The 18,531-nt window shown below is 59.2% G+C and carries 19 protein-coding genes; 10 read left to right on the top strand and 9 right to left on the bottom strand.

Going from position 1 to position 18,531, the window contains the following annotated elements:
• Nucleotides 1-47: 47 nt before the first annotated feature.
• A complete protein-coding gene (gene earP, locus F8N21_RS22085) occupies nt 48-1,181 on the top strand; it encodes an elongation factor P maturation arginine rhamnosyltransferase EarP (RefSeq protein ID WP_150644132.1) in 1,134 nt (377 codons plus the stop codon).
• Between the two features lie 48 nt (nt 1,182-1,229).
• Nucleotides 1,230-1,802 (top strand): elongation factor P, encoded by a 573-nt coding sequence (locus F8N21_RS22080; RefSeq protein WP_150644131.1) that lies wholly within the window; start codon nt 1,230-1,232, stop codon nt 1,800-1,802.
• 66 nt (nt 1,803-1,868) lie between these two features.
• Here the strand turns inward: F8N21_RS22080 and F8N21_RS22075 are convergent, their stop codons facing one another.
• The 3 genes from F8N21_RS22075 to F8N21_RS22065 form a co-directional block, all read right to left on the bottom strand.
• Entirely contained in the window at nt 1,869-2,288 is a 420-nt protein-coding gene (locus tag F8N21_RS22075; protein WP_150644130.1) for an organic hydroperoxide resistance protein, read from the bottom strand.
• Nucleotides 2,289-2,619: 331 nt separating this feature from the next.
• Nucleotides 2,620-3,081, bottom strand: coding sequence for a MarR family winged helix-turn-helix transcriptional regulator (locus F8N21_RS22070; protein ID WP_150644129.1), 462 nt, complete (start codon nt 3,079-3,081; stop codon nt 2,620-2,622).
• 70 nt (nt 3,082-3,151) lie between these two features.
• Nucleotides 3,152-4,108 (bottom strand): LysR family transcriptional regulator, encoded by a 957-nt coding sequence (locus tag F8N21_RS22065; protein WP_150644128.1) that lies wholly within the window; start codon nt 4,106-4,108, stop codon nt 3,152-3,154.
• Between the two features lie 108 nt (nt 4,109-4,216).
• Here F8N21_RS22065 and F8N21_RS22060 point away from each other — a divergent pair, with 108 nt between their 5' ends.
• Complete coding sequence (locus F8N21_RS22060) at nt 4,217-4,966, top strand: sulfite exporter TauE/SafE family protein (RefSeq protein ID WP_150644127.1); 750 nt, start codon at nt 4,217-4,219, stop codon at nt 4,964-4,966.
• Here the strand turns inward: F8N21_RS22060 and F8N21_RS22055 are convergent.
• Nucleotides 4,956-5,807, bottom strand: a complete 852-nt coding sequence (locus F8N21_RS22055; protein WP_191624377.1) for a LysR substrate-binding domain-containing protein — start codon at nt 5,805-5,807, stop codon at nt 4,956-4,958. The genes F8N21_RS22060 and F8N21_RS22055 overlap by 11 nt on opposite strands.
• Nucleotides 5,808-5,904: 97 nt before the next feature.
• Between F8N21_RS22055 and F8N21_RS22050 the strand changes: the two genes are divergently transcribed.
• From F8N21_RS22050 to F8N21_RS22040, 3 genes are all read left to right on the top strand, one after another.
• Nucleotides 5,905-6,132: a DUF1127 domain-containing protein gene (locus F8N21_RS22050; RefSeq protein WP_150644159.1), complete on the top strand. Its 228-nt coding sequence runs from the start codon at nt 5,905-5,907 to the stop codon at nt 6,130-6,132.
• A gap of 160 nt (nt 6,133-6,292) precedes the next feature.
• Nucleotides 6,293-6,532 carry a DUF1127 domain-containing protein gene (locus tag F8N21_RS30535; protein WP_191624374.1) on the top strand — a complete coding sequence of 80 codons (240 nt, stop codon included), beginning with the start codon at nt 6,293-6,295 and terminating at the stop codon, nt 6,530-6,532.
• Nucleotides 6,533-6,599: 67 nt separating this feature from the next.
• Complete coding sequence (locus F8N21_RS22040) at nt 6,600-7,829, top strand: winged helix-turn-helix domain-containing protein (RefSeq protein WP_150644125.1); 1,230 nt, start codon at nt 6,600-6,602, stop codon at nt 7,827-7,829.
• A gap of 134 nt (nt 7,830-7,963) precedes the next feature.
• On the opposite strand, the gene F8N21_RS22035 is transcribed toward F8N21_RS22040, so the two are convergent.
• Entirely contained in the window at nt 7,964-9,310 is a 1,347-nt protein-coding gene (locus F8N21_RS22035; RefSeq protein WP_150644124.1) for a class II 3-deoxy-7-phosphoheptulonate synthase, read from the bottom strand.
• A gap of 161 nt (nt 9,311-9,471) precedes the next feature.
• Here F8N21_RS22035 and F8N21_RS22030 point away from each other — a divergent pair, with 161 nt between their 5' ends.
• A complete protein-coding gene (locus F8N21_RS22030) occupies nt 9,472-10,227 on the top strand; it encodes a spermidine synthase (protein ID WP_150644123.1) in 756 nt (251 codons plus the stop codon).
• A 297-nt stretch (nt 10,228-10,524) separates the two neighbouring features.
• Here the strand turns inward: F8N21_RS22030 and F8N21_RS22025 are convergent, their stop codons facing one another.
• Nucleotides 10,525-11,316: a crotonase/enoyl-CoA hydratase family protein gene (locus tag F8N21_RS22025; protein WP_150644122.1), complete on the bottom strand. Its 792-nt coding sequence runs from the start codon at nt 11,314-11,316 to the stop codon at nt 10,525-10,527.
• Between the two features lie 418 nt (nt 11,317-11,734).
• On the opposite strand from F8N21_RS22025, the gene F8N21_RS22020 reads away from it, so the two are divergent.
• A complete protein-coding gene (locus F8N21_RS22020) occupies nt 11,735-13,408 on the top strand; it encodes a DEAD/DEAH box helicase (protein WP_150644121.1) in 1,674 nt (557 codons plus the stop codon).
• A gap of 182 nt (nt 13,409-13,590) precedes the next feature.
• Here the strand turns inward: F8N21_RS22020 and F8N21_RS22015 are convergent, their stop codons facing one another.
• Entirely contained in the window at nt 13,591-14,358 is a 768-nt protein-coding gene (locus tag F8N21_RS22015) for a DODA-type extradiol aromatic ring-opening family dioxygenase (RefSeq protein ID WP_150644120.1), read from the bottom strand.
• Between the two features lie 103 nt (nt 14,359-14,461).
• Between F8N21_RS22015 and F8N21_RS22010 the strand changes: the two genes are divergently transcribed.
• The gene (locus tag F8N21_RS22010) at nt 14,462-15,118 is read left to right on the top strand and encodes a thiopurine S-methyltransferase (RefSeq protein ID WP_150644119.1); all 657 of its coding nucleotides are present in this window, start codon (nt 14,462-14,464) and stop codon (nt 15,116-15,118) included.
• A 63-nt stretch (nt 15,119-15,181) separates the two neighbouring features.
• Here the strand turns inward: F8N21_RS22010 and htpX are convergent, their stop codons facing one another.
• Nucleotides 15,182-16,069: a protease HtpX gene (gene htpX, locus F8N21_RS22005; RefSeq protein WP_150644118.1), complete on the bottom strand. Its 888-nt coding sequence runs from the start codon at nt 16,067-16,069 to the stop codon at nt 15,182-15,184.
• 317 nt (nt 16,070-16,386) lie between these two features.
• On the bottom strand, nt 16,387-17,598 hold the full coding sequence (locus F8N21_RS22000; protein ID WP_150644117.1) for a pyridoxal phosphate-dependent aminotransferase: 1,212 nt from the start codon (nt 17,596-17,598) through the stop codon (nt 16,387-16,389).
• A gap of 223 nt (nt 17,599-17,821) precedes the next feature.
• Between F8N21_RS22000 and msrB the strand changes: the two genes are divergently transcribed.
• Nucleotides 17,822-18,217, top strand: a complete 396-nt coding sequence (msrB, locus tag F8N21_RS21995; RefSeq protein ID WP_150644116.1) for a peptide-methionine (R)-S-oxide reductase MsrB — start codon at nt 17,822-17,824, stop codon at nt 18,215-18,217.
• The last annotated feature ends 314 nt before the right edge of the window (nt 18,218-18,531 follow it).

Raw genomic sequence — 18,531 nt, 5'->3', positions numbered from 1 at the left:
AGACCATTTATGCGGACAATCGGCGCCTTTGCCAAACGGAGCCCGGAATGAAAGCCACCTGGGATATTTTCTGCACGGTCGTCGATAACTACGGCGACATCGGCGTGACCTGGCGCCTGGCCCGGCAACTGGTCGCCGAGCATCCCTGCACGGTGCGGCTGTGGGTCGATGATCTGCGCGCTTTCGAACGCTTGTGCCCGTCAATCGAGGTCAATGCGGCCCGGCAGTGGCAGCAGGGGGTCGAGGTTTGCCACTGGTCCGCCGAGTGGCAAACGACGGCTGCCGCCGACGTGGTGATCGCCGCCTTTGCTTGCCAACTGCCCACGGCTTACATGGAAGCGATGGCCGCCAGGGAAAAGACCCCGCTGTGGCTTAACCTCGATTACTTGAGCGCCGAGGACTGGACGGCCGGTTGCCATGGCCTGCCTTCGGTCAAGCACCAGCATGTGCAGAAGTACTTCTTCTTTCCCGGATTCCAGGCCGGTACCGGCGGCTTGCTGCGCGAAGCCGGCTTGCTGGCGCAGCGTCGGCTGTTTCAACAGAACCCTCTGGCCCAACGGGAGTTCCTGCAGGGCCTCGGCGTTGCTCCAACAGCAGGGGCGCGCCTGATCTCGTTGTTCGCCTATGAAAATGCCGGGCTCGCCAGTTGGCTCGACGCCATGGCCGCGGACTCGAAACCGACCCATTTGCTGGTGCCCGAAGGGCGGATTCTCCCGGATGTGCAGCGTTGGCTCGGGGTCGACGAATTGTCGGTGGGCGCCGTACAGGTGCGTGATGCCCTGACCGTGCAGGTATTGCCGTTCGTCCGGCAGGACGATTACGACCGCCTGTTATGGTCCTGCGATTTCAATGCGGTGCGCGGCGAAGACTCTTTCGTGCGGGCGCAGTGGGCGGGGCGGCCATTGCTGTGGCATATCTATCAGCAGGAAGACGATGTCCATCTGGATAAGCTTGAGGCTTTCCTGACCCTGTACACCGAGGGCTTGTCAGCGTCCGCCAAAGCGGCGCTCAGCGGCTTGTGGAGGGCCTGGAATGCCGGTCAGGACATGGCCGGACACTGGCTGGCGGTGCAGGAAAACTGGCCTGAACTGACCGAACACGCCGAGGCGTGGTGTCTGGAACAAGCCTCGCGGGCGGATCTTGCTGCGACACTGGTACAGTTTTACCTAAATTGGATATGATACGCGGCCTAGATTTTTGTAAATCCCATCCAAATTCGGATATTCGTAATGAAAACTGGTAAAGAACTGAAACCCGGTACGGTGATCCGTCTCGAAAACGACCCTTGGCTGGTGCAGAAAGCTGAATTCACCAAGTCCGGTCGTAACAGCGCGATCATGAAAACCAAGCTGAAAAACCTGCTGACCGGTTACAAGACCGAGATCGTTTACAGCGCTGACGACAAACTGGACGACGTAATCCTCGACCGCAAGGAAGCGACCCTGTCCTTCATCAGCGGCGACACCTACACGTTCATGGACACCACTGACTACACCATGTACGAGCTGAACGCCGAAGACATCGAAGCTGTTCTGCCATTCGTCGAAGAAGGCATGACCGATGTTTGCGAAGCGATCTTCTTCGAAGAGCGTCTGGTTTCCGTTGAGCTGCCGACCACTATCGTGCGTCAGGTCGACTACACCGAAGGTTCCGCTCGCGGCGACACTTCGGGCAAGGTGATGAAGCCTGCCAAACTGAAAAACGGTACCGAGCTGAGCGTTGCAGATTTCATCGAAATCGGCGACATGATCGAGATCGATACCCGTGAAGGTGGTTCGTACAAGGGTCGCGCCAAGAATTAATTCTGGCGCAATCGGCGACACCAAAAAAAGCCCGACCATGAGTCGGGCTTTTTTGTGGGCGCTGATTTATACGGTCACATGCAGACGCACTTCAACATTGCCACGGGTGGCGTTGGAGTACGGGCACACCTGATGCGCGGCATCGACCAGAGTCTGCGCGTCAGCCTGTTCCAGGCCGGGCAGGTTGACGTGCAGGTCGATGTCCAGACCGAAACCGCCAGGGATCTGGCCAATGCCGACGTGGGCGGTGATCGAGGCGTCATCGGGGATTTTGCGTTTGCTCTGGCTGGCGACGAATTTCAATGCGCCGATGAAGCAGGCAGAGTAACCGGCAGCGAACAGCTGCTCAGGGTTGGTTGCCTCACCACCCGCACCACCGAGTTCTTTCGGCGTGGCGAGTTTCACATCCAGAATATTGTCGCTGGAAACCGCACGGCCATCACGGCCACCGGTAGCGGTTGCCACTGCGGTGTAGAGAGTTTGCATGGTAGGAGCCTCTGTTGATGGGGTGTTCTGCGCTAAATGTTTGCGCGCTAAGTAAGTGCGAAACAAATGTAGCTCGCAAATAGTTTGCGCGCAATATAAATATCACAAGAGATTTTTAGAACGCGAAGGACCTAAAAGATCGCAGCCTGCGGCAGCTCCTACGGGCGGTATACAACCGGGATTTCACGGGTGAATGCGGTCGGCGTAGGAGCTGGCGAAGCCTGCGATCTTTTGGCTATTTCGGGAATCGCCCACAAGCAACATCAAAAGATCGCAGCCTGCGGCAGCTCCTACGGAGGCAGCTGCGATCCTTTGCGGTTTGATTGACTGCCTACAGGCAGTCTTGCAAATGCCCGCGCAATTCCAGCAAATCCTCTTGCAACTTGCGTATCTGCTCCAGTGTCTGGCCACTGGCGCCGAGGATGCATTGCGGAATGTTCCGGGCCTTGTCCCGCAGGGCGTGGCCCTGGGCGGTCAATTCAACGATCACCACACGCTCGTCTTCACGGCTGCGGGTGCGGCTGAGCAAGCCTTCGGCTTCAAGGCGCTTGAGCAGCGGCGTCAAGGAGCCGGGGTCGGTCAGCAGGTGGGTGCTGATCTCGCCTACGGTCAATCCATCGCGTTCCCACAACACCATCATCGCCAGGTACTGCGGATAGGTCAGGCCCAAGGCCTGCAATAGCGGTTTGTAGACCTTGGTCATCAACAACGAAGTGGAATGCAGGGCAAAACACAGCTGATTGTCGAGCAACAGCTGGTCGCAGTTATCCGGGGTGGCGCTAACGCTTTTCATGTCGGGACCTTGATCATTACTCATCCTGAATCTAGCGCGCGAATCTTTAACGCGCCAGGTAATCTTCGCTTTATTGCCAGCCCAGATCACTCTGCAGAGCCAGATCCCAGGGCGGGATCGGGCTGAATCGGAGCTTGAGATACTCCAGCAATAATCGACTGCGGGAACTGGCCTGCTGTTCAAGGCGCAGGGCATAAATTCCGGTGGTTTCCGGTTTGGGCAATCCCTTTTCGCAAAACAGCGGCAGCAATTCGCCTCGCAGCAAATACTCGCTGATCAGCCAGGTCGGCAGATGGGCGATGCCCAACCCGGCAAGCGCACCGCAGACCAGGGTTTCAGCATTGTTGGCACTCATGCGTATGCGTTGCGGACGGTACGTTTGCAACTGTCCGTCGAGTTCGAAGCGCCAGGCGAAAGGCGGTGCCAACCCCTCCCAATCGAGGCCATCGTGCTCGCTGAGTTCCCTGGGATGGGTCGGTGCGCCGCGACGCTTCAAATAGGCAGGGCTGGCGCAGGCAATCCGCACCATGCTGGCCAAGGGCGTGGCGACCAGGCGGGTATCGGCCATTTGCCCGGCTCGCAGCACCAGATCGACCTTGCCCAGGTTCGAACCCTGCATGTCGACAAAACTGTCGATCAGGTGCAGCTGAACATCCAGTCCCGGGTAGACCACCAGGAAGTCGGCAATCACTGGAGCCAGGTGTCGGCGGCCAAAAGCGGCCGGGGCGTCCACCCGAATCAGCCCTTCCGGGACATCGCTGAGGGAGGCCGCTTCGGCCCGGGCGAGCCGCAACTCGTCGACAATCCGTCGGGCTCGCTCGGCAAAGGCCAAGCCGGCCGGGGTCGCTCGCACTGCATGGGTACTGCGAATGAACAATTGGCTGCCGAGGGCATTCTCCAGGCTGTCAATGCGTCGGGCGACGGCCGATGGCGTCAGTGGATGGCGCCGCGACGCTGCAGAGAAACTGCCGGTTTCCAGCACATCAAGAAACAGGCCGAGCTGATCGGTGAGGAGTTTGGGGTTCATGCCTTGGGTTCACTTATGCGGCTTTCGCATAGCCATTGTGCGTTGCTGTGCGTTTCCACGCCAGAGCAGACTGCGTAGCATGCATAGCCAGACGTAAGGGGATGGCCTGTGATCGAGTTAATGATGTATCTGGCATTTGGTGCGGCTCTGGGGACTCTGGGCGGTTTGTTCGGTATCGGCGGCGGCCTGATTGCGATCCCGGTACTGGGCGTGTTGTTCGGTCTGGATCAGCAGATTGCCCAGGGCACGGCCTTGGTCATGGTGGTACCGAACGTGATGCTGGCTTTGTGGCGCTATCATCAACGCAACCGGATTGAGGCGCGCCATGCCGTGCCATTGGCCTTGATGGGCTTTTGCTTCGCCTGGCTCGGTTCAATCTGGGCGGTGGGGGTTGATGCGCGAGTGATGCGCATCGGATTCGTCGCGTTTCTGATCGCCTTGTCTGCCTACAATCTTGCGCGAATGTTCATGGCCGCCACTCCAATATCTGCGCAGATGCGTTACCCGTGGCCCTGGCTGGGGGTGTTGGGCGCCGCGTCCGGGACCATGGGTGGGTTGTTCGGTGTCGGCGGAGCGGTGGTCGCCACTCCGGTGCTGACCAGCCTGTTCGGCACCACTCAGGTGATCGCCCAGGGGCTGTCCCTGGCCTTGGCCTTGCCGAGCACCGGCGTCACGCTGGTGACCTATGCGATCCATCATCAGGTGGACTGGATGATTGGTCTGCCCCTGGCGGCCGGAGGACTGTTGAGCATCAGTTGGGGGGTGAGAATCGCCCACGCCATGCCGGAGCCGCTGCTGCGCGGGCTGTTCTGCGGTTTTCTGGTGCTCTGTGCGGTGATGCTCGCGTTTAAAGTTTGAAGCCGTCGATGATGTGCTCGGCCAGGCATTCGGTGATCGGTGAGGGGGTGTTCAGGTTACGCAGCAGCATGATGCTGGCCTCGGGTAACAACGGCAGGTCTTCGGCCTCACCGAGGACGCGCATGTCCGCAGTGATCAGACTCTCCAGTTGCGCAGTCACCGCCAGGCCGGCGCTGACGATGGCCATGATCGCCGACAGACTGGAGCTGTTGTAGGCGATGCGATAGTCGCGCCCGGCAGCATCCAGGGCATTGCAGGCCCAGAGCCGGCAGAAACAATCGCTGTTGAACATCGCCAGGGGCAACGGCGTCTGCTCGTGGGCGCTGAAGCACTGGGCCTCGGCCCAGACAAATCGCTCCTTGCGCAGCAACTGGCCAATTTCGCTGCCAGGTTCGCGGGTGACGATAGACAGGTCCAGGTCCTGGCGCAGCAGCAGTTGCTTGGAGGATTCGCAATGCACTTCAATCTGGATCAGCGGATAGGCTTTTGCGAAGCGCGACAGAATCCCCGGCAAGAAGCGCATGACATAGTCATCCGGCGTACCAATGCGCACGGTGCCAACCATGTGCGGTTCGCGCAGGGTATTGAACACTTCACTGTGCAGTTTCAGGATGCGCCGGGCGTAGCCGAGCAGCACCTGACCCTCGGCAGTCAACCGCACCTGGCGGCCATCACGCTGAAACAACTGGCGTTGCAACACGTCTTCTTCCAGGCGTTTCATCTGCATGCTCACCGCGGACTGGGTGCGATTGACCAGCTCGCCGGCGCGGGTAAAGCCCCCCTGGTCGGCGATCGCGACGAAGGTGCGCAGAACTTCGGTGTCGATACTCGGGTAAGCCAATTGATCAATCTCCGAGATGTGTTGCATCAGAAACATTCGTTGGATTGATCTTAGCTCCAGCGCGAGACTCTAGCCATCCCCACTGGAGGGCAACATGATGAAAGGTCAAAAAGGTTTTGTACTGGTAGACAAATTTTCATTCCATGCTTTCTCCCTGCACCATCTGCTGGAGAAGTTCGCCCGCTGGCATCAACTCAATCGTGAGCGTGCACTGTTGGCCAGCCTGAGCGACGAGGCGCTGAAGGATATCGGGTTGAGTCGGGCGGATGTCGAGCAGGAATCCGAACGACACTTCTGGGAAGATCCCATGGGTAAGGGTAAATAAGCTCAATAGTCTTGAAATGTTCGGTCACTACCCCAGGGTTCAGGGCGCACGCCCGGGCCTTGGGGCTTGTGCCGATCTGGTAATAGACGGTCATAGACATTCGCTGGAGCCATTCCAACACTTGCACAAGACTGCGGCCTCATCTCTGAGGAGTAGCGTCATGGAACGACAGCAGTATGTAAGGAGTGTTGGGGTAGAAGGACGTCGATCGGCTCTCCAGACCTCAAGACAGTTTCTATCCACCGCTCTGGCTCAGATGAGCCGCTGGCGGCAGCTGAGTAAGGATCGTGCCGAGCTGGCGCGAATGAGTGACGACAGGCTGCGTGACATTGGCCTGAGTCGAGCCGATGTACTCAAGGAATCCAGCCGTCCGTTCTGGGACGACCCGATGAGGCGATGACCGGGGGGCATTGGCGGTTTGTACAGGTGCCGCTAAGGTGGAAGGAGTCATCATCAAGAGCCGTTGAATGCCTACTCCTCTTTGCTTTTCCCTGAAGCAGACTCGGCGTCTGGCGCTGGCCGCCCAAGGATTCTCCGGGCGTCAGCCGCCAGCGGCGGTCAAGTCTACCCAGCTCAACCGGTTGATCGAGCGTCTGGGCATCCTGCAGATCGATTCGGTCAACGCCCTGGTGCGCTCGCACTACCTTCCGCTGTTCTCTCGCTTGGGCAACTACTCAGCCGATCTGCTGGATCAGGCCGCCTGGAGTCAGGGCCGGCGACGGACGTTGTTCGAGTATTGGGGGCATGAGGCGTCCTTGCTGCCATTATCGATGTATCCCTTGATGCGCTGGCGCATGCAGCGAGCGACCCAAGGGGAGGGCATTTATCAACAGATGGCCCGCTTCGGTCGGGAGCAGCAGCAGACGATTCGTCGAGTGCTGGCCTTGGTTGAGGAGCGCGGGGCGCTCGGCGCTGGCAGCTTGTCGACCCGTGAGGAGCGGGCGGGGCCCTGGTGGGACTGGAGTGCCGAGAAGCACGCGCTGGAGTGGTTGTTTGCCGCTGGAGAAGTAACGGTCTCGAGGCGCCGGGGGTTCGAGCGTCTTTATGATTTGCCGGAGCGGGTCATTCCCGCGGCGATTCTGCAGCAACCGCTACTCAGTGAAGCCGAAGCTCAGCGGGGACTGCTGATGCACGCGGCGAGTGCACTGGGCGTCGGTACGGACAAGGACTTGCGCGATTATTTCCGGCTATCGCCTGCCGACAGCCGCGCGCGCCTGGCCGAGTTGGTCGAGGAGGGTGAGTTGCAGAGGTGTGAGGTTCAGGATTGGCGGCAACCGGCCTATTGCCTGGCAGCGCCGAAAGTCCCGCGTAAAGTCGAGCTCAGCGCCTTGCTTTCGCCATTCGATTCATTGATCTGGGAGCGCAGCCGGACCGAGCGATTGTTCGATTTCCGTTATCGGCTGGAGATCTACACGCCTCAAGTCAAGCGGGTCTATGGCTATTACGTGCTGCCGTTTTTGCACAACGAACGGATTGCCGCCCGGGTCGATCTGCGGGCCGAACGGGCTCAAGGGCGATTGGCGGTGCATGCCGTGCATGAAGAAGAGCCGGGGCTGGATGAGCAGGGGATGTTGGCGTTAGCCAGGAATCTGCGACAGATGGCTGATTGGTTGGGGTTGGTGGAGATTCAGCTGAATTGTCCGAGGGCAAGTGCGGCGCGGTTGCGGGTGGCGTTGATTGAGCTCAGCGGTGACTGATCCGACGCCATCGCGAGCAAGCTCGCTCCCACACTAGATCTGAGTGAACATTGGATATATGTGCGCCGCAAATCAAATGTGGGAGCGAGCTTGCTCGCGATGACGGTATATCAGACGACGAAAAACTTACTGGTTCAACGCCGAACCTGCTTGAGTGTCTCGGCAATCAAAAACGCCAGTTCCAGCGACTGATCGGCATTCATCCGCGGGTCGCAATGGGTGTGATAACGGTCCGATAAACCATCCTCGGTAATCGGCCGTGCGCCGCCGATGCACTCGGTGACGTTCTGCCCGGTCATCTCGATATGGATGCCGCCGGCGTAACTGCCTTCCGCTTCGTGCACTTGGAAGAACTGTTTCACTTCATTGAGGATCTGCTCGAAGTCGCGGGTTTTGTAGCCGCTGCTGGCCTTGATGGTGTTGCCGTGCATCGGATCGGAACTCCACAGCACTTTCTTGCCTTCGCTTTCCACCGCGCGGATCAGCTGTGGCAGATGGTCGCCAACTTTGTTCGCGCCCATGCGTGCGATCAGGTTGAGGCGGCCGGGATCGTTGTCCGGGTTGAGGATGTCGATCAGGCGAATCAGCTCCTCGGTGTTCATGGTCGGACCGACCTTGACCCCGATCGGGTTGTTCACACCACGCAGGAACTCGACATGGGCACCGTCAAGCTGGCGTGTGCGGTCGCCGATCCAGAGCATGTGCGCCGAGCAGTCGTAGTAGTCGTTGGTCAGGCTGTCGCGACGCACGAAGGCTTCTTCGTAGTTCAACAGCAATGCTTCGTGGGCGGTGAAGAAGCTGGTTTCGCGCAGTTGCGGCGAGCTGTCCATGCCGCAGGCCCGCATGAAGGCCAGGGTTTCATCGATGCGATCGGCCAGGTGGCTGTACTTTTCGGCCAGGGCCGAGTTGGCGATAAAGTCCAGGTTCCATTTATGCACTTGATGCAGGTCGGCAAAACCGCCCTGGGCGAAGGCCCGCAGCAGGTTCAGGGTGGCGGTGGACTGATGGTAGGACTGCAATAGCCGATCCGGGTCCGGTACCCGGCTCTTTTCGTCGAAGCCGATGCCGTTGACAATGTCGCCACGGTAGGCCGGCAGGGTCACGCCGTTGATGGTTTCGTCGTTGGATGAGCGCGGCTTGGCGAATTGCCCGGCCATGCGCCCGACCTTGACCACCGGGCAGCCCGCGGCGAAAGTCATGACGATCGCCATCTGCAACAGTACTTTAAAGGTGTCACGGATCTTTGCCGCCGAGAACTCGGCAAAGCTTTCCGCGCAATCACCGCCTTGCAGCAGAAACGCCCGGCCCTGAGTCACCTCGGCAAACTGACGGCGCAACTCCCGGGCTTCACCGGCAAATACCAGCGGCGGATAACTGGCCAGGCTTTGCTCGACCTGCAGCAAGTGCGCAGCGTCAGGGTAACGGGGTTGTTGCTGGATCGGCAGGGCGCGCCAGCTGTCTGGACTCCAGGGTTGGCTCATCACGGACTCTAGTATTTTACGGTCGGATAGCCATGTTATCAGCAATTAGTGCGTGACCTGTTCCCGTTGCTTCGCGGACAATCGCGCCTTTCCCGCTCGGTGCCGAGTGGTTGGCTTTATCGCGTGCCGAGGTTGAGCCCCGGTGACGTTTAGGAGATGAGATGACTGAGGAGCGCGTCGAGCACCTGCTCGCCGAGGTGCACGATGACTTTGGCATGATTCGGGTACTGGAAGTGGCCGATTACCGTTTTCTCGAGTTTGGCGACGCCATCGAGCAAAGCTGCGTGTTCACCGCTGACCCAAGCTGGCTGGAATATGACTATACCCGGGCCATGCTGGTGGGTGCGCTGTGTCACCAAACCCCGGAAAGCGCTTTGTTTCTTGGCCTTGGCGCTGGCACGCTGACCCAGGCCTGCCTCAAGTTCCTGCCGCTGGAAGACGTCGAAGCCATCGAGTTGCGCCCCGACGTTCCCCGCCTGGCCATCGAATACCTGGGACTGGATGATGACCCGCGGCTTTATATCCGAATCGGCGATGCCCTCGAATTGCTCGAGACCGCCGAGTCGGCGGATCTGATCTTCGTCGACCTCTATACCGACGTCGGCCCGGGTGTCGGGCATCTGGCCTGGGGTTTTCTGGAGAACTGCCAGAAACGCCTGAACCCGGGTGGCTGGCTGGTGATCAATCAATGGGCCACCGACGACGGCAAGCCATTGGGCGCGGCTTTGCTGCGGGGTCTTTATCATCGCCATTACTGGGAACTGCCGGTGAAGGAGGGCAATGTGATCCTGTTCGTTCCCGCCGATATCGATCAAACCCTGGATCTGGATGGTCTGACCGCCAGGGCCGAAGCACTGGCGCCGCGACTGGGCTATTCGCTGCAGTCGCTGATCAAAGTGATCCGCCCGGCTACTTGAAGGTTTGTGGGGAGCTATTGTGGCGAGGGGACTTGCCCCAATGCCAGTCAGTTAAGCTTTTACGCGGTCCGTAGCAGCTGCCGAAGGCTGCGTTCGGCCGCGAAGCGGTCGTAAAAATCAGGCACTGCGGTATTCCAGACAATCCGTGCAAGCAGGATTTGCGACTGCTGCGGTCGAGCGTGACCCCGGTCCGAACGCAGCCTTCGGCAGCTGCTACGAGGCCAGTGCCGAGCCTGAAACTCCTTAACTGACTGGCATTCGGGCAAGCTCCCTCGCCACAGGGGTTCCTGGCGCTTCTCAACGCCCCTTGAACACCCCAGGCCGCCGCTCCTGCATGGCGCGCAGACCTTCCTTCGCATCCTCACTCTTCATCAACTTCTTGACCATTGATGGCAACCCTTGAGCGGCAGCTGGTTCACCTTCAAGGCGCGCCTGGCGCGCCGACATCAGGGTCGCCTGGACGCCCAGTGGGGCTTGGCTGGCGATGCGCTGGGCCAGTTCCAGTGCGCGGGGCATCAAGTCTTCGCTGGCCATCACTTCCTGAACCAGACCCAGGCGCAAGGCTTCATGGGCATCGAACTCATCGCCGGTCAGCAACCAGCGCATCGCATTGCCCCAGCCAGCGATCTGGTGCAGACGTAACGTGGCGCCGCCGAAAGGGAAAATCCCACGCTGGACTTCCCGTTGGGCAAAGCGGGTGTTGCTGGCGCACAGGTTGATATCGGCGGCCAGCATCAATTCGATGCCGAGGGTCAGGCAGTAGCCTTGCACGGCGACAATCACCGGTTTACTGACCCTGGGCCCGGCGAATACGCCCCACGGATCGCAACCGCCGGCCGGTGCCTGCCAGCCTTCGGTCAGGGCGGCCGCGACATTTGCCAGATCGAGACCAGCGGTGAAATGTTCGCCATGACCGAACACCACCGCTACCCGAGCCTCGGCGTTACGTTCGAACTCGCCATAGGCCAGGCTGAGCTCATTGAGCAGATCAAGGTCGAAGGCATTGCGCTTGGCCACGCGATCCAGGCCGATCAACAGAATATGACCGCGTTGCTCACGGCTGACGCGACTTGGGCTGGGCGGATTCATGGGGATATCCTTGGGAGGCTAGGGAGTTTCGGACTGAAGCGTTCAGCCTGAAAGATGAACCGTTTAAGCGTCATGGCCAACAAGGCCGGGCCTTTAAAAAATAGACCTTGGGAGGATTATCCGCAAAGCCCGTGACAGAGAGGTGTACAGGTGTTTTTTCTGATAAATATTTCTCCCTTTTTTCGGTATTTCCGGTATAGTGCGCGCCGGCCTTTAACCGGGCCACGTTCAGGTATAGCAATTCCCCCGAAGCCAGCTTCGGCTGCTTGTCCGCTCTGCGGACGATCCTTGACGTTCCATTCATTCAAACGTTTTCGCAAATCCCCGCCGACAAAGCAGCCAGGGCGACTCTTGAGTCTTACACGGCATGCGCAGCTTTGGAGCATGGGTCTTTGCGGATGCACTTAGAGGCAGACCCATGACCCAGGAAACCGGCGGCTTCGCCGCTTTTGAACTTCATCCAAATATCCTTGCAGCCGTCATCGCGACTGGCTATGAAGAGCCTTCGGCTATTCAGCAGCAATCGATCCCGATCATCATGGCCGGTCACGACATGATTGGTCAGGCGCAAACCGGTACGGGTAAAACCGCTGCGTTCGCCCTGCCGATCCTGCATTGCATCGATCCTGCCAAGCGCGAGCCTCAGGCTCTGATCCTGGCTCCGACCCGTGAGCTGGCGCTGCAAGTTGCAACCGCTTTCGAAACCTACGCCAAGCAAATGCCAGGTGTAACTGTTGTGGCTGTCTACGGCGGCGCGCCGATGGGCCCACAACTGAAAGCTATCCGTAATGGCGCACAGATCGTTGTCGCCACTCCGGGTCGTCTGTGCGACCACCTGCGTCGTGACGAAAAAGTCCTCGCCACCGTGAACCACCTGGTTCTCGACGAAGCGGACGAAATGCTCAAACTGGGCTTCATGGACGACCTGGAAGTTATCTTCAAGGCCATGCCGGCAACCCGTCAGACCGTATTGTTCTCGGCCACTCTGCCGCAGTCGATCCGTGCCATCGCCGAACGCCATCTGCGCGATCCGAAGCACGTCAAGATCCAGACCAAGACTCAGACCGTTACCGCGATCGAACAGGCTCACCTGTTGGTTCACGCTGACCAGAAGACCTCGGCTGTATTGAGCCTGCTGGAAGTGGAAGACTTCGACGCGCTGATCATGTTCGTGCGTACCAAGCAAGCGACCCTGGACCTGGCCAGCGCCCTTGAAGCCAAAGGCTACAAAGCCGCTGCGCTGAACGGTGACATTGCTCAGAACCAGCGTGAGCGCGTGATCGAGTCCCTCAAGGATGGCCGTCTGGACATCGTTGTGGCCACCGACGTTGCTGCTCGTGGTCTGGACGTTCCGCGTATCACTCACGTTTTCAACGTTGACATGCCGTACGACCCAGAGTCCTACGTTCACCGTATCGGCCGTACCGGCCGTGCCGGTCGCGAAGGTCGTGCATTGCTGCTGGTGACTCCACGTGAGCGCCGCATGCTGCAGGTGATCGAGCGTGTAACCGGTCAGAAGGTTGCTGAAGTCCGCCTGCCGGACGCTCAAGCCGTTCTCGATGCTCGCATCAAGAAACTGACCAACAGCCTGTCGCCGCTGGTTGCCGATGCTGAATCGACTCATGGTGAACTGCTGGATCGCCTGACCGCCGACATTGGCTGCACTCCGCGTGCCCTGGCCGCAGCCCTGCTGCGCAAGGCTACCAACGCACAAGCGCTGACCCTGGCCGCTATCGAGAAAGAACGTCCACTGGTGCCGAACAACGCACCACGTGGCGATCGTCCGGAGCGCTCCGGTGATCGTCCGGACCGTGGTGATCGTGAGCGTCGTGCTCCGGTCCCATTGGCCGAAGGTCGTGCTCGTTGCCGTACCGCGCTGGGTGCGCGTGATGGTATCGCTGCCAAGAACCTGCTGGGCGCTATCCTCAATGAGGGTGGTCTGGCTCGCGAAGCAATCGGTCGCATCCAGGTGCGTGACAGCTTCAGCCTCGTTGAGCTGCCGGAAGATGGTCTGGAGCGTCTGCTGACCAAGCTGAAGGACACTCGCGTTGCTGGTAAGCAGTTGAAGCTGCGTCGCTATCGCGAAGATTGATCCGCTCTCGGGCTGATTGATCGAACATAAAAAATCCCCGACTGGTTCGGGGATTTTTTTTGTCTGCCAAAAAGATCGCAGCCTGCGGCAGCTCCTACGCCGACCGAGTGCACCCGAGAATCCGAGGGTATACGCAAATCCCGTAGGAGCTGCCGCAGGCTGCGATCTTTTGCAGGCAATGCTCACCCAAACCGATAAATGTCCATCCCCAATGCACCCATGGTGAAGCCTTGATGGGCGATGCTGAACTCCCCGCCGGCCCCGCGGGCAAAATACAGCGGCAGCAAATGCTCGTCGCTGGGATGGCTGCGCACGGCATGGGGTGCTTGCTGGCGATAGTCATGCAGGGCGGCTTCGTCGTTGGCGGCGAGTTTGTCGATCACCCAGTCGCGGAAGGCCTTGGCCCAGGGCTCGACACTTTCCGGGCCGGCGTGCCAGTCCAGTTCGCGCAAGTTATGGGTGATGCTGCCGGAGCCGATCAGCAACACGCCATGCTCGCGCAGGCTGGCCACGGCGCGGCCGACGCGGGTTTGCAGGGCTGGGCCCTGGCGACTGGGCAGTGAGATCTGCACCACCGGTATATCGGCCCGGGGATACATCAGCGATAAAGGCACCCAGACCCCGTGATCGAATGGCCGTTTGGCATCAATGCTCGCGGCCAGCCCGTCAGCCTTCAATAGATCGACCACCTCAGTGGCCAGTTGTGGCTCACCAGGTGCTGGATATTGCACGGCGAACAGCGCTGCCGGGAACCCACCGAAGTCATGCCAGGTTTCAGGTAGCGGATTGCCGTTGACCAGCAGTTCGTTGCTTTCCCAGTGCGCGGAGACAATAACGATGGCCTTCGGTTTCGGCAATCCGGTGGCCAGGCGGGCGAGGGCCGGACCGCTGGCACCAGGTTCCAGGGCGAGCATGGGCGAACCATGGGAGATGAACAGACTGGGAAACATGAATGAGTTCCTGAGCGTTAAGATGAGACCATCTTCAGTCAGATCATTGATCTAAATCTAATATAAGTTTTAGTGCTTTTTGATCGAATTTTCGAGGTGATTCATGGAGCCAGAGTTTTGGAACAAGCGTTGGGAGCGTAATCAGATCGGCTTTCATCTGCCGGAGGTCAATCCCTATCTGTTGCGATTGTGGCCCGGGCTAGGGTTGGCCCAAGGCTTGCGGGTGCTGGTGCCCTTGTGTGGGAAAAGCCTGGACCTTGTGTGGCTCGCCAGTTGCGGTCATCCGGTGCAGGGCATCGAGTTGTCAGAAAAGGCCGTGACGGACTTTTTCAGCGATCAGCAGCTTGAGCCACGGATCAGCCAGCGGGGTGCTTTCACGGTCTATCAGGTGGGCTTGATTGAACTGTGGTGCGGGGACTTCTTTGCCTTGACTGCCGAGGATGTGGCCGCGTGCGCGGCGATCTATGACCGGGCGGCGCTGATTGCCTTGCCGCCGCCGATGCGCGAACAGTATGCCGCGCATCTGAGCCGGATCTTGCCGTCGGGTTGTGAGGGTTTGCTGATTACTCTGGACTATGACCAGATGCAGATGGCCGGGCCACCGTTTGCGGTGGTCGATGCTGAAGTCAGAAGCCTGGTTGGCGATCACTGGCAGCTTCAAGTCCTGGAGGAGCGGGATATCCTCGGTGAGAGCTGGAAGTTTCTCCAGGGTGGCGTCACCAGCCTGGATGAACGGGTATATCGTCTGCTAAAGCGCTGACTCGGGAGGGTCAACGCAAAAGGGCGACTTGCGTCGCCCCTTTGGGTGTTTCAGTGAGCGCTATCAGCCACGACGGCGCAGGGCGTCGATGCGCTCTTCCAGCGGCGGGTGGCTCATGAACATACGAGCCAGGCCTTGCTTGACACCGCCGTTGATGCCGAAGGCATTCAGGGTGTCCGGCATGTGTACCGGCAGGCCTTGTTCCGCACGCAGGCGTTGCAGGGCGCCGATCATGGCGCTGGTACCCGCCAGTTGGGCGCCGGCTTCGTCCGCGCGGAATTCGCGTTTGCGCGAGAACCACATGACGATCGAGCTGGCCAGGATCCCCAGTACCAGTTCGGCGAAGATGGTCGCCACGTAGTAGGCGATACCCTGACCTTCTTCGTTCTTGAAAATCACCTTGTCGACGAAGTTGCCGATGATACGGGCGAAGAACATCACGAAGGTGTTTACCACGCCTTGTATCAGCGCCAGGGTCACCATGTCGCCGTTGGCCACGTGGCCGATTTCGTGGGCCAGCACGGCTTTCACTTCATCCGGTGAAAAACGCTCCAGCAGACCCTGGCTGACAGCGACCAGGGCGTCGTTCTTGTTCCAGCCGGTGGCGAAGGCGTTGGCCTCATAAGCCGGGAAGATCCCGACTTCAGGCATCTTGATCCCGGCTTCGCGGGACAATTGCTCGACGGTCTGCAACAGCCATTGTTCATGGCGAGTGCGCGGCTGGCTGATGATTTGGGTGCTGGTGCTCATCTTCGCCATCCACTTGGAAATGAACAGCGAGAACAGTGAACCTGCGAAACCAAAGACCGCACAGAAAACCAGCAGCTGATTGAGGTTGAGATCAACCCCATTGGCCGCCATGAACCCGTTGAAGCCGAAAAGGCTCAGGGTGATGCTGGCAATCAGCACGACCGCCAGGTTAGTGGCCAAAAACAGCAGGATGCGCATCATGGTTGTAGAAATCTCCTCATGCTAAATATGTAGCGTACTGCGGGGTATATAAGGTGCGGCACCCGGCTATTCAACCAAGTGACTATTTCAAACTGTGTCGTACAACAGGATTCTAGACGTTTGCCGGGTTTTTCCGGTGTGGCTCAGGGCCGCCGTTTGACTCTTTGTTGGCGCTGCGGGCCCCGTAGTTGTTGGGCATGACGACAGGTCGTGAAAACAGCACCGGCCTGAGGGAGGATTTGTTTTACGGGAAATAGAGATGTGTTGCTGGATTAATCACTGTGCGACTCGGTAAAAGTCGCACAGCACTGATAGTGCTATTGGCGATAGGTCTTCAGGAAATTACCGATTCGGCCAATCGCCTGATCCAGATCATCCAGCCGTGGCAGGGTCACGACGCGGAAGTGGTCAGGCCAGGGCCAGTTGAAGGCCGTGCCCTGGACCACCAGCAGTTTTTCCGAGAGCAGTAGATCGAGCACGAATTTCTCATCGTTGTGGATCGGACAGATCTTCGGGTCGATCCGCGGGAAAGCGTACAGCGCTCCCATCGGTTTGACGCAGCTGACACCCGGAATGTCGTTGAGCAGTTCCCAGGTGCGATTGCGTTGTTCCAGCAGGCGACCCGCCGGCAATACCAGGTCATTGATGCTCTGATAGCCGCCCAGGGCGGTCTGGATCGCGTGCTGGCTCGGTACGTTGGCGCACAGGCGCATATTGGCCAGTATGTCGATGCCTTCGATGTAGCTCTGGGCATTGTGCTTGGGACCGGAGATGGCCACCCAGCCAGAACGGAAGCCTGCCACGCGGTAGGACTTGGACAGGCCGTTGAAGGTCAGGCAGAGCAGGTCCGGGGCCAGCGAAGCGGTGCAGACGTGCACGGCATCGTCGTAGAGAATCTTGTCGTAGATTTCATCGGAGAACACCACCAGCTTGTGCTGGCGCGCCAGTTCCAGCATGCCTAGCAGCAACTCGCGGGAATAGACCGCACCGGTCGGGTTGTTCGGGTTGATGATCACCATGGCCTTGGTGTTCGGCGTGATCCTGGCCTTGATATCAGCCAGGTCGGGGAACCAGTCGGCCTGTTCGTCGCACAAGTAATGCACCGGATTGCCACCGGCCAGGCTGACTGCAGCGGTCCACAGCGGGTAATCGGGCGCCGGGATCAGCACTTCGTCACCGTTGTTGAGCAAAGCCTGCATCGACATCACGATCAGCTCGGAAACGCCGTTACCCAGGTAGATGTCTTCAATGCCGACGCCTTCCACCTGCTTTTGCTGGTAGTACTGCATGACGGCCTTGCGGGCGCTGAACAAGCCCTTGGAGTCGCTGTAGCCTTGCGCGGTCGGCAGGTTGCGGATGACATCCTGAAGGATTTCGTCGGGGGCTTCGAAACCAAAGGGTGCCGGGTTGCCGATATTCAGCTTGAGGATGCGGTGACCTTCCTCTTCCAGGCGTTTGGCGTGCTTGAGCACCGGGCCGCGAATGTCATAACAGACGTTGGCGAGCTTGTTCGATTTGCTGACCTGCATGGCGATGTGTTCCTGAAAATGAACGATCCAGGCGGTGTTTGAACTACCGTACTGGGAATCCTGCGTTTTCACACAGGCCTGTAACCGGCGTCGCAGCGTGAAAATCCGTTTGAATGCGCGTTACACGGCTGCCAGACTGGCGTTTAACGAGGCGCAATCATACGTGCCGCCTGATCCGTGGAAAAGATACAGATCAGGCTTTTTCAGTTGCCGAGGTAGGATCATGGAAAAGTTGGAAAAAACCCTTGATGAATGGCGCGCCATGCTCGACCCGGAGCAGTACAATGTTTGTCGCCTCAAAGGCACTGAACGACCGTTCTCTGGCAAATACAATGACACTAAAACCGACGGTGTCTATCACTGCATTTGCTGCAATGAACCGCTGTTCGACTCCAAAGCCAAATTCGATTCGGGCTGCGGCTGGCCGAGTTTCTACGAACCGATCGGCAAAAGCGCCATGGTCGAAATCCGCGATGTGAGCCACGGCATGTTTCGAACGGAAGTGGTCTGCGCCAAATGCGATGCGCATCTGGGCCATGTATTCCCGGATGGTCCGCCACCGACCGGTTTGCGCTATTGCATCAACTCGGTGTGCCTGGATCTGGTGCCGAGGAGCTGACAATCCCGCTACTGGCTAGGTTGTGACGTTCCCACAACCAACAGGCCGGCCGGACTCTTTGGTTGTGTACATATCCGTTTTTGCGGTAACGGCCACTAATGGTTCCGCTCTTACAGCGGGTCACTTTGGAAAAGAGCCGGAGTGCCGGCCCAGCCCAAAGTAACCAAAGGGCTCTTGCCCCTTTCGTTCGGCCCTTCGCCTAGGCTCAGGGTGCCCTCGCTCCGGTCCTGCTCCGTGGGCCCGCCGCGATCGGCCATCCATGGCCGTGCGCGGCTAACCCGGCATCCATGCCGGGTTGCCCACTGCGCAGAACC

The sequence above is a fragment of the Pseudomonas fluorescens genome (genome assembly GCF_902497895.1).
Taxonomy (GTDB): Bacteria; Pseudomonadota; Gammaproteobacteria; order Pseudomonadales; family Pseudomonadaceae; genus Aquipseudomonas; species Aquipseudomonas fluorescens_BP.
The sequence above is the reverse complement of the archived record's forward strand: the minus strand, read 5'-3'. Positions and strand labels throughout refer to the sequence as shown.

Coding starts and splice junctions, on each gene's coding strand:
- htpX (WP_150644118.1), bottom strand. CDS start 16,069: ATGATGCGCATCCTGCTGTTTTTGGCCACTAACCTGGCGGTCGTGCTG.
- F8N21_RS22035 (WP_150644124.1), bottom strand. CDS start 9,310: ATGAGCCAACCCTGGAGTCCAGACAGCTGGCGCGCCCTGCCGATCCAG.
- msrB (WP_150644116.1), top strand. CDS start 17,822: ATGGAAAAGTTGGAAAAAACCCTTGATGAATGGCGCGCCATGCTCGAC.
- earP (WP_150644132.1), top strand. CDS start 48: ATGAAAGCCACCTGGGATATTTTCTGCACGGTCGTCGATAACTACGGC.
- F8N21_RS22065 (WP_150644128.1), bottom strand. CDS start 4,108: ATGAACCCCAAACTCCTCACCGATCAGCTCGGCCTGTTTCTTGATGTG.
- F8N21_RS22030 (WP_150644123.1), top strand. CDS start 9,472: ATGACTGAGGAGCGCGTCGAGCACCTGCTCGCCGAGGTGCACGATGAC.
- F8N21_RS22080 (WP_150644131.1), top strand. CDS start 1,230: ATGAAAACTGGTAAAGAACTGAAACCCGGTACGGTGATCCGTCTCGAA.
- F8N21_RS22070 (WP_150644129.1), bottom strand. CDS start 3,081: ATGAAAAGCGTTAGCGCCACCCCGGATAACTGCGACCAGCTGTTGCTC.
- F8N21_RS22075 (WP_150644130.1), bottom strand. CDS start 2,288: ATGCAAACTCTCTACACCGCAGTGGCAACCGCTACCGGTGGCCGTGAT.
- F8N21_RS22040 (WP_150644125.1), top strand. CDS start 6,600: ATGCCTACTCCTCTTTGCTTTTCCCTGAAGCAGACTCGGCGTCTGGCG.
- F8N21_RS22015 (WP_150644120.1), bottom strand. CDS start 14,358: ATGTTTCCCAGTCTGTTCATCTCCCATGGTTCGCCCATGCTCGCCCTG.
- F8N21_RS22020 (WP_150644121.1), top strand. CDS start 11,735: ATGACCCAGGAAACCGGCGGCTTCGCCGCTTTTGAACTTCATCCAAAT.
- F8N21_RS22050 (WP_150644159.1), top strand. CDS start 5,905: ATGAAAGGTCAAAAAGGTTTTGTACTGGTAGACAAATTTTCATTCCAT.
- F8N21_RS22025 (WP_150644122.1), bottom strand. CDS start 11,316: ATGAATCCGCCCAGCCCAAGTCGCGTCAGCCGTGAGCAACGCGGTCAT.
- F8N21_RS22000 (WP_150644117.1), bottom strand. CDS start 17,598: ATGCAGGTCAGCAAATCGAACAAGCTCGCCAACGTCTGTTATGACATT.
- F8N21_RS22010 (WP_150644119.1), top strand. CDS start 14,462: ATGGAGCCAGAGTTTTGGAACAAGCGTTGGGAGCGTAATCAGATCGGC.
- F8N21_RS30535 (WP_191624374.1), top strand. CDS start 6,293: ATGGAACGACAGCAGTATGTAAGGAGTGTTGGGGTAGAAGGACGTCGA.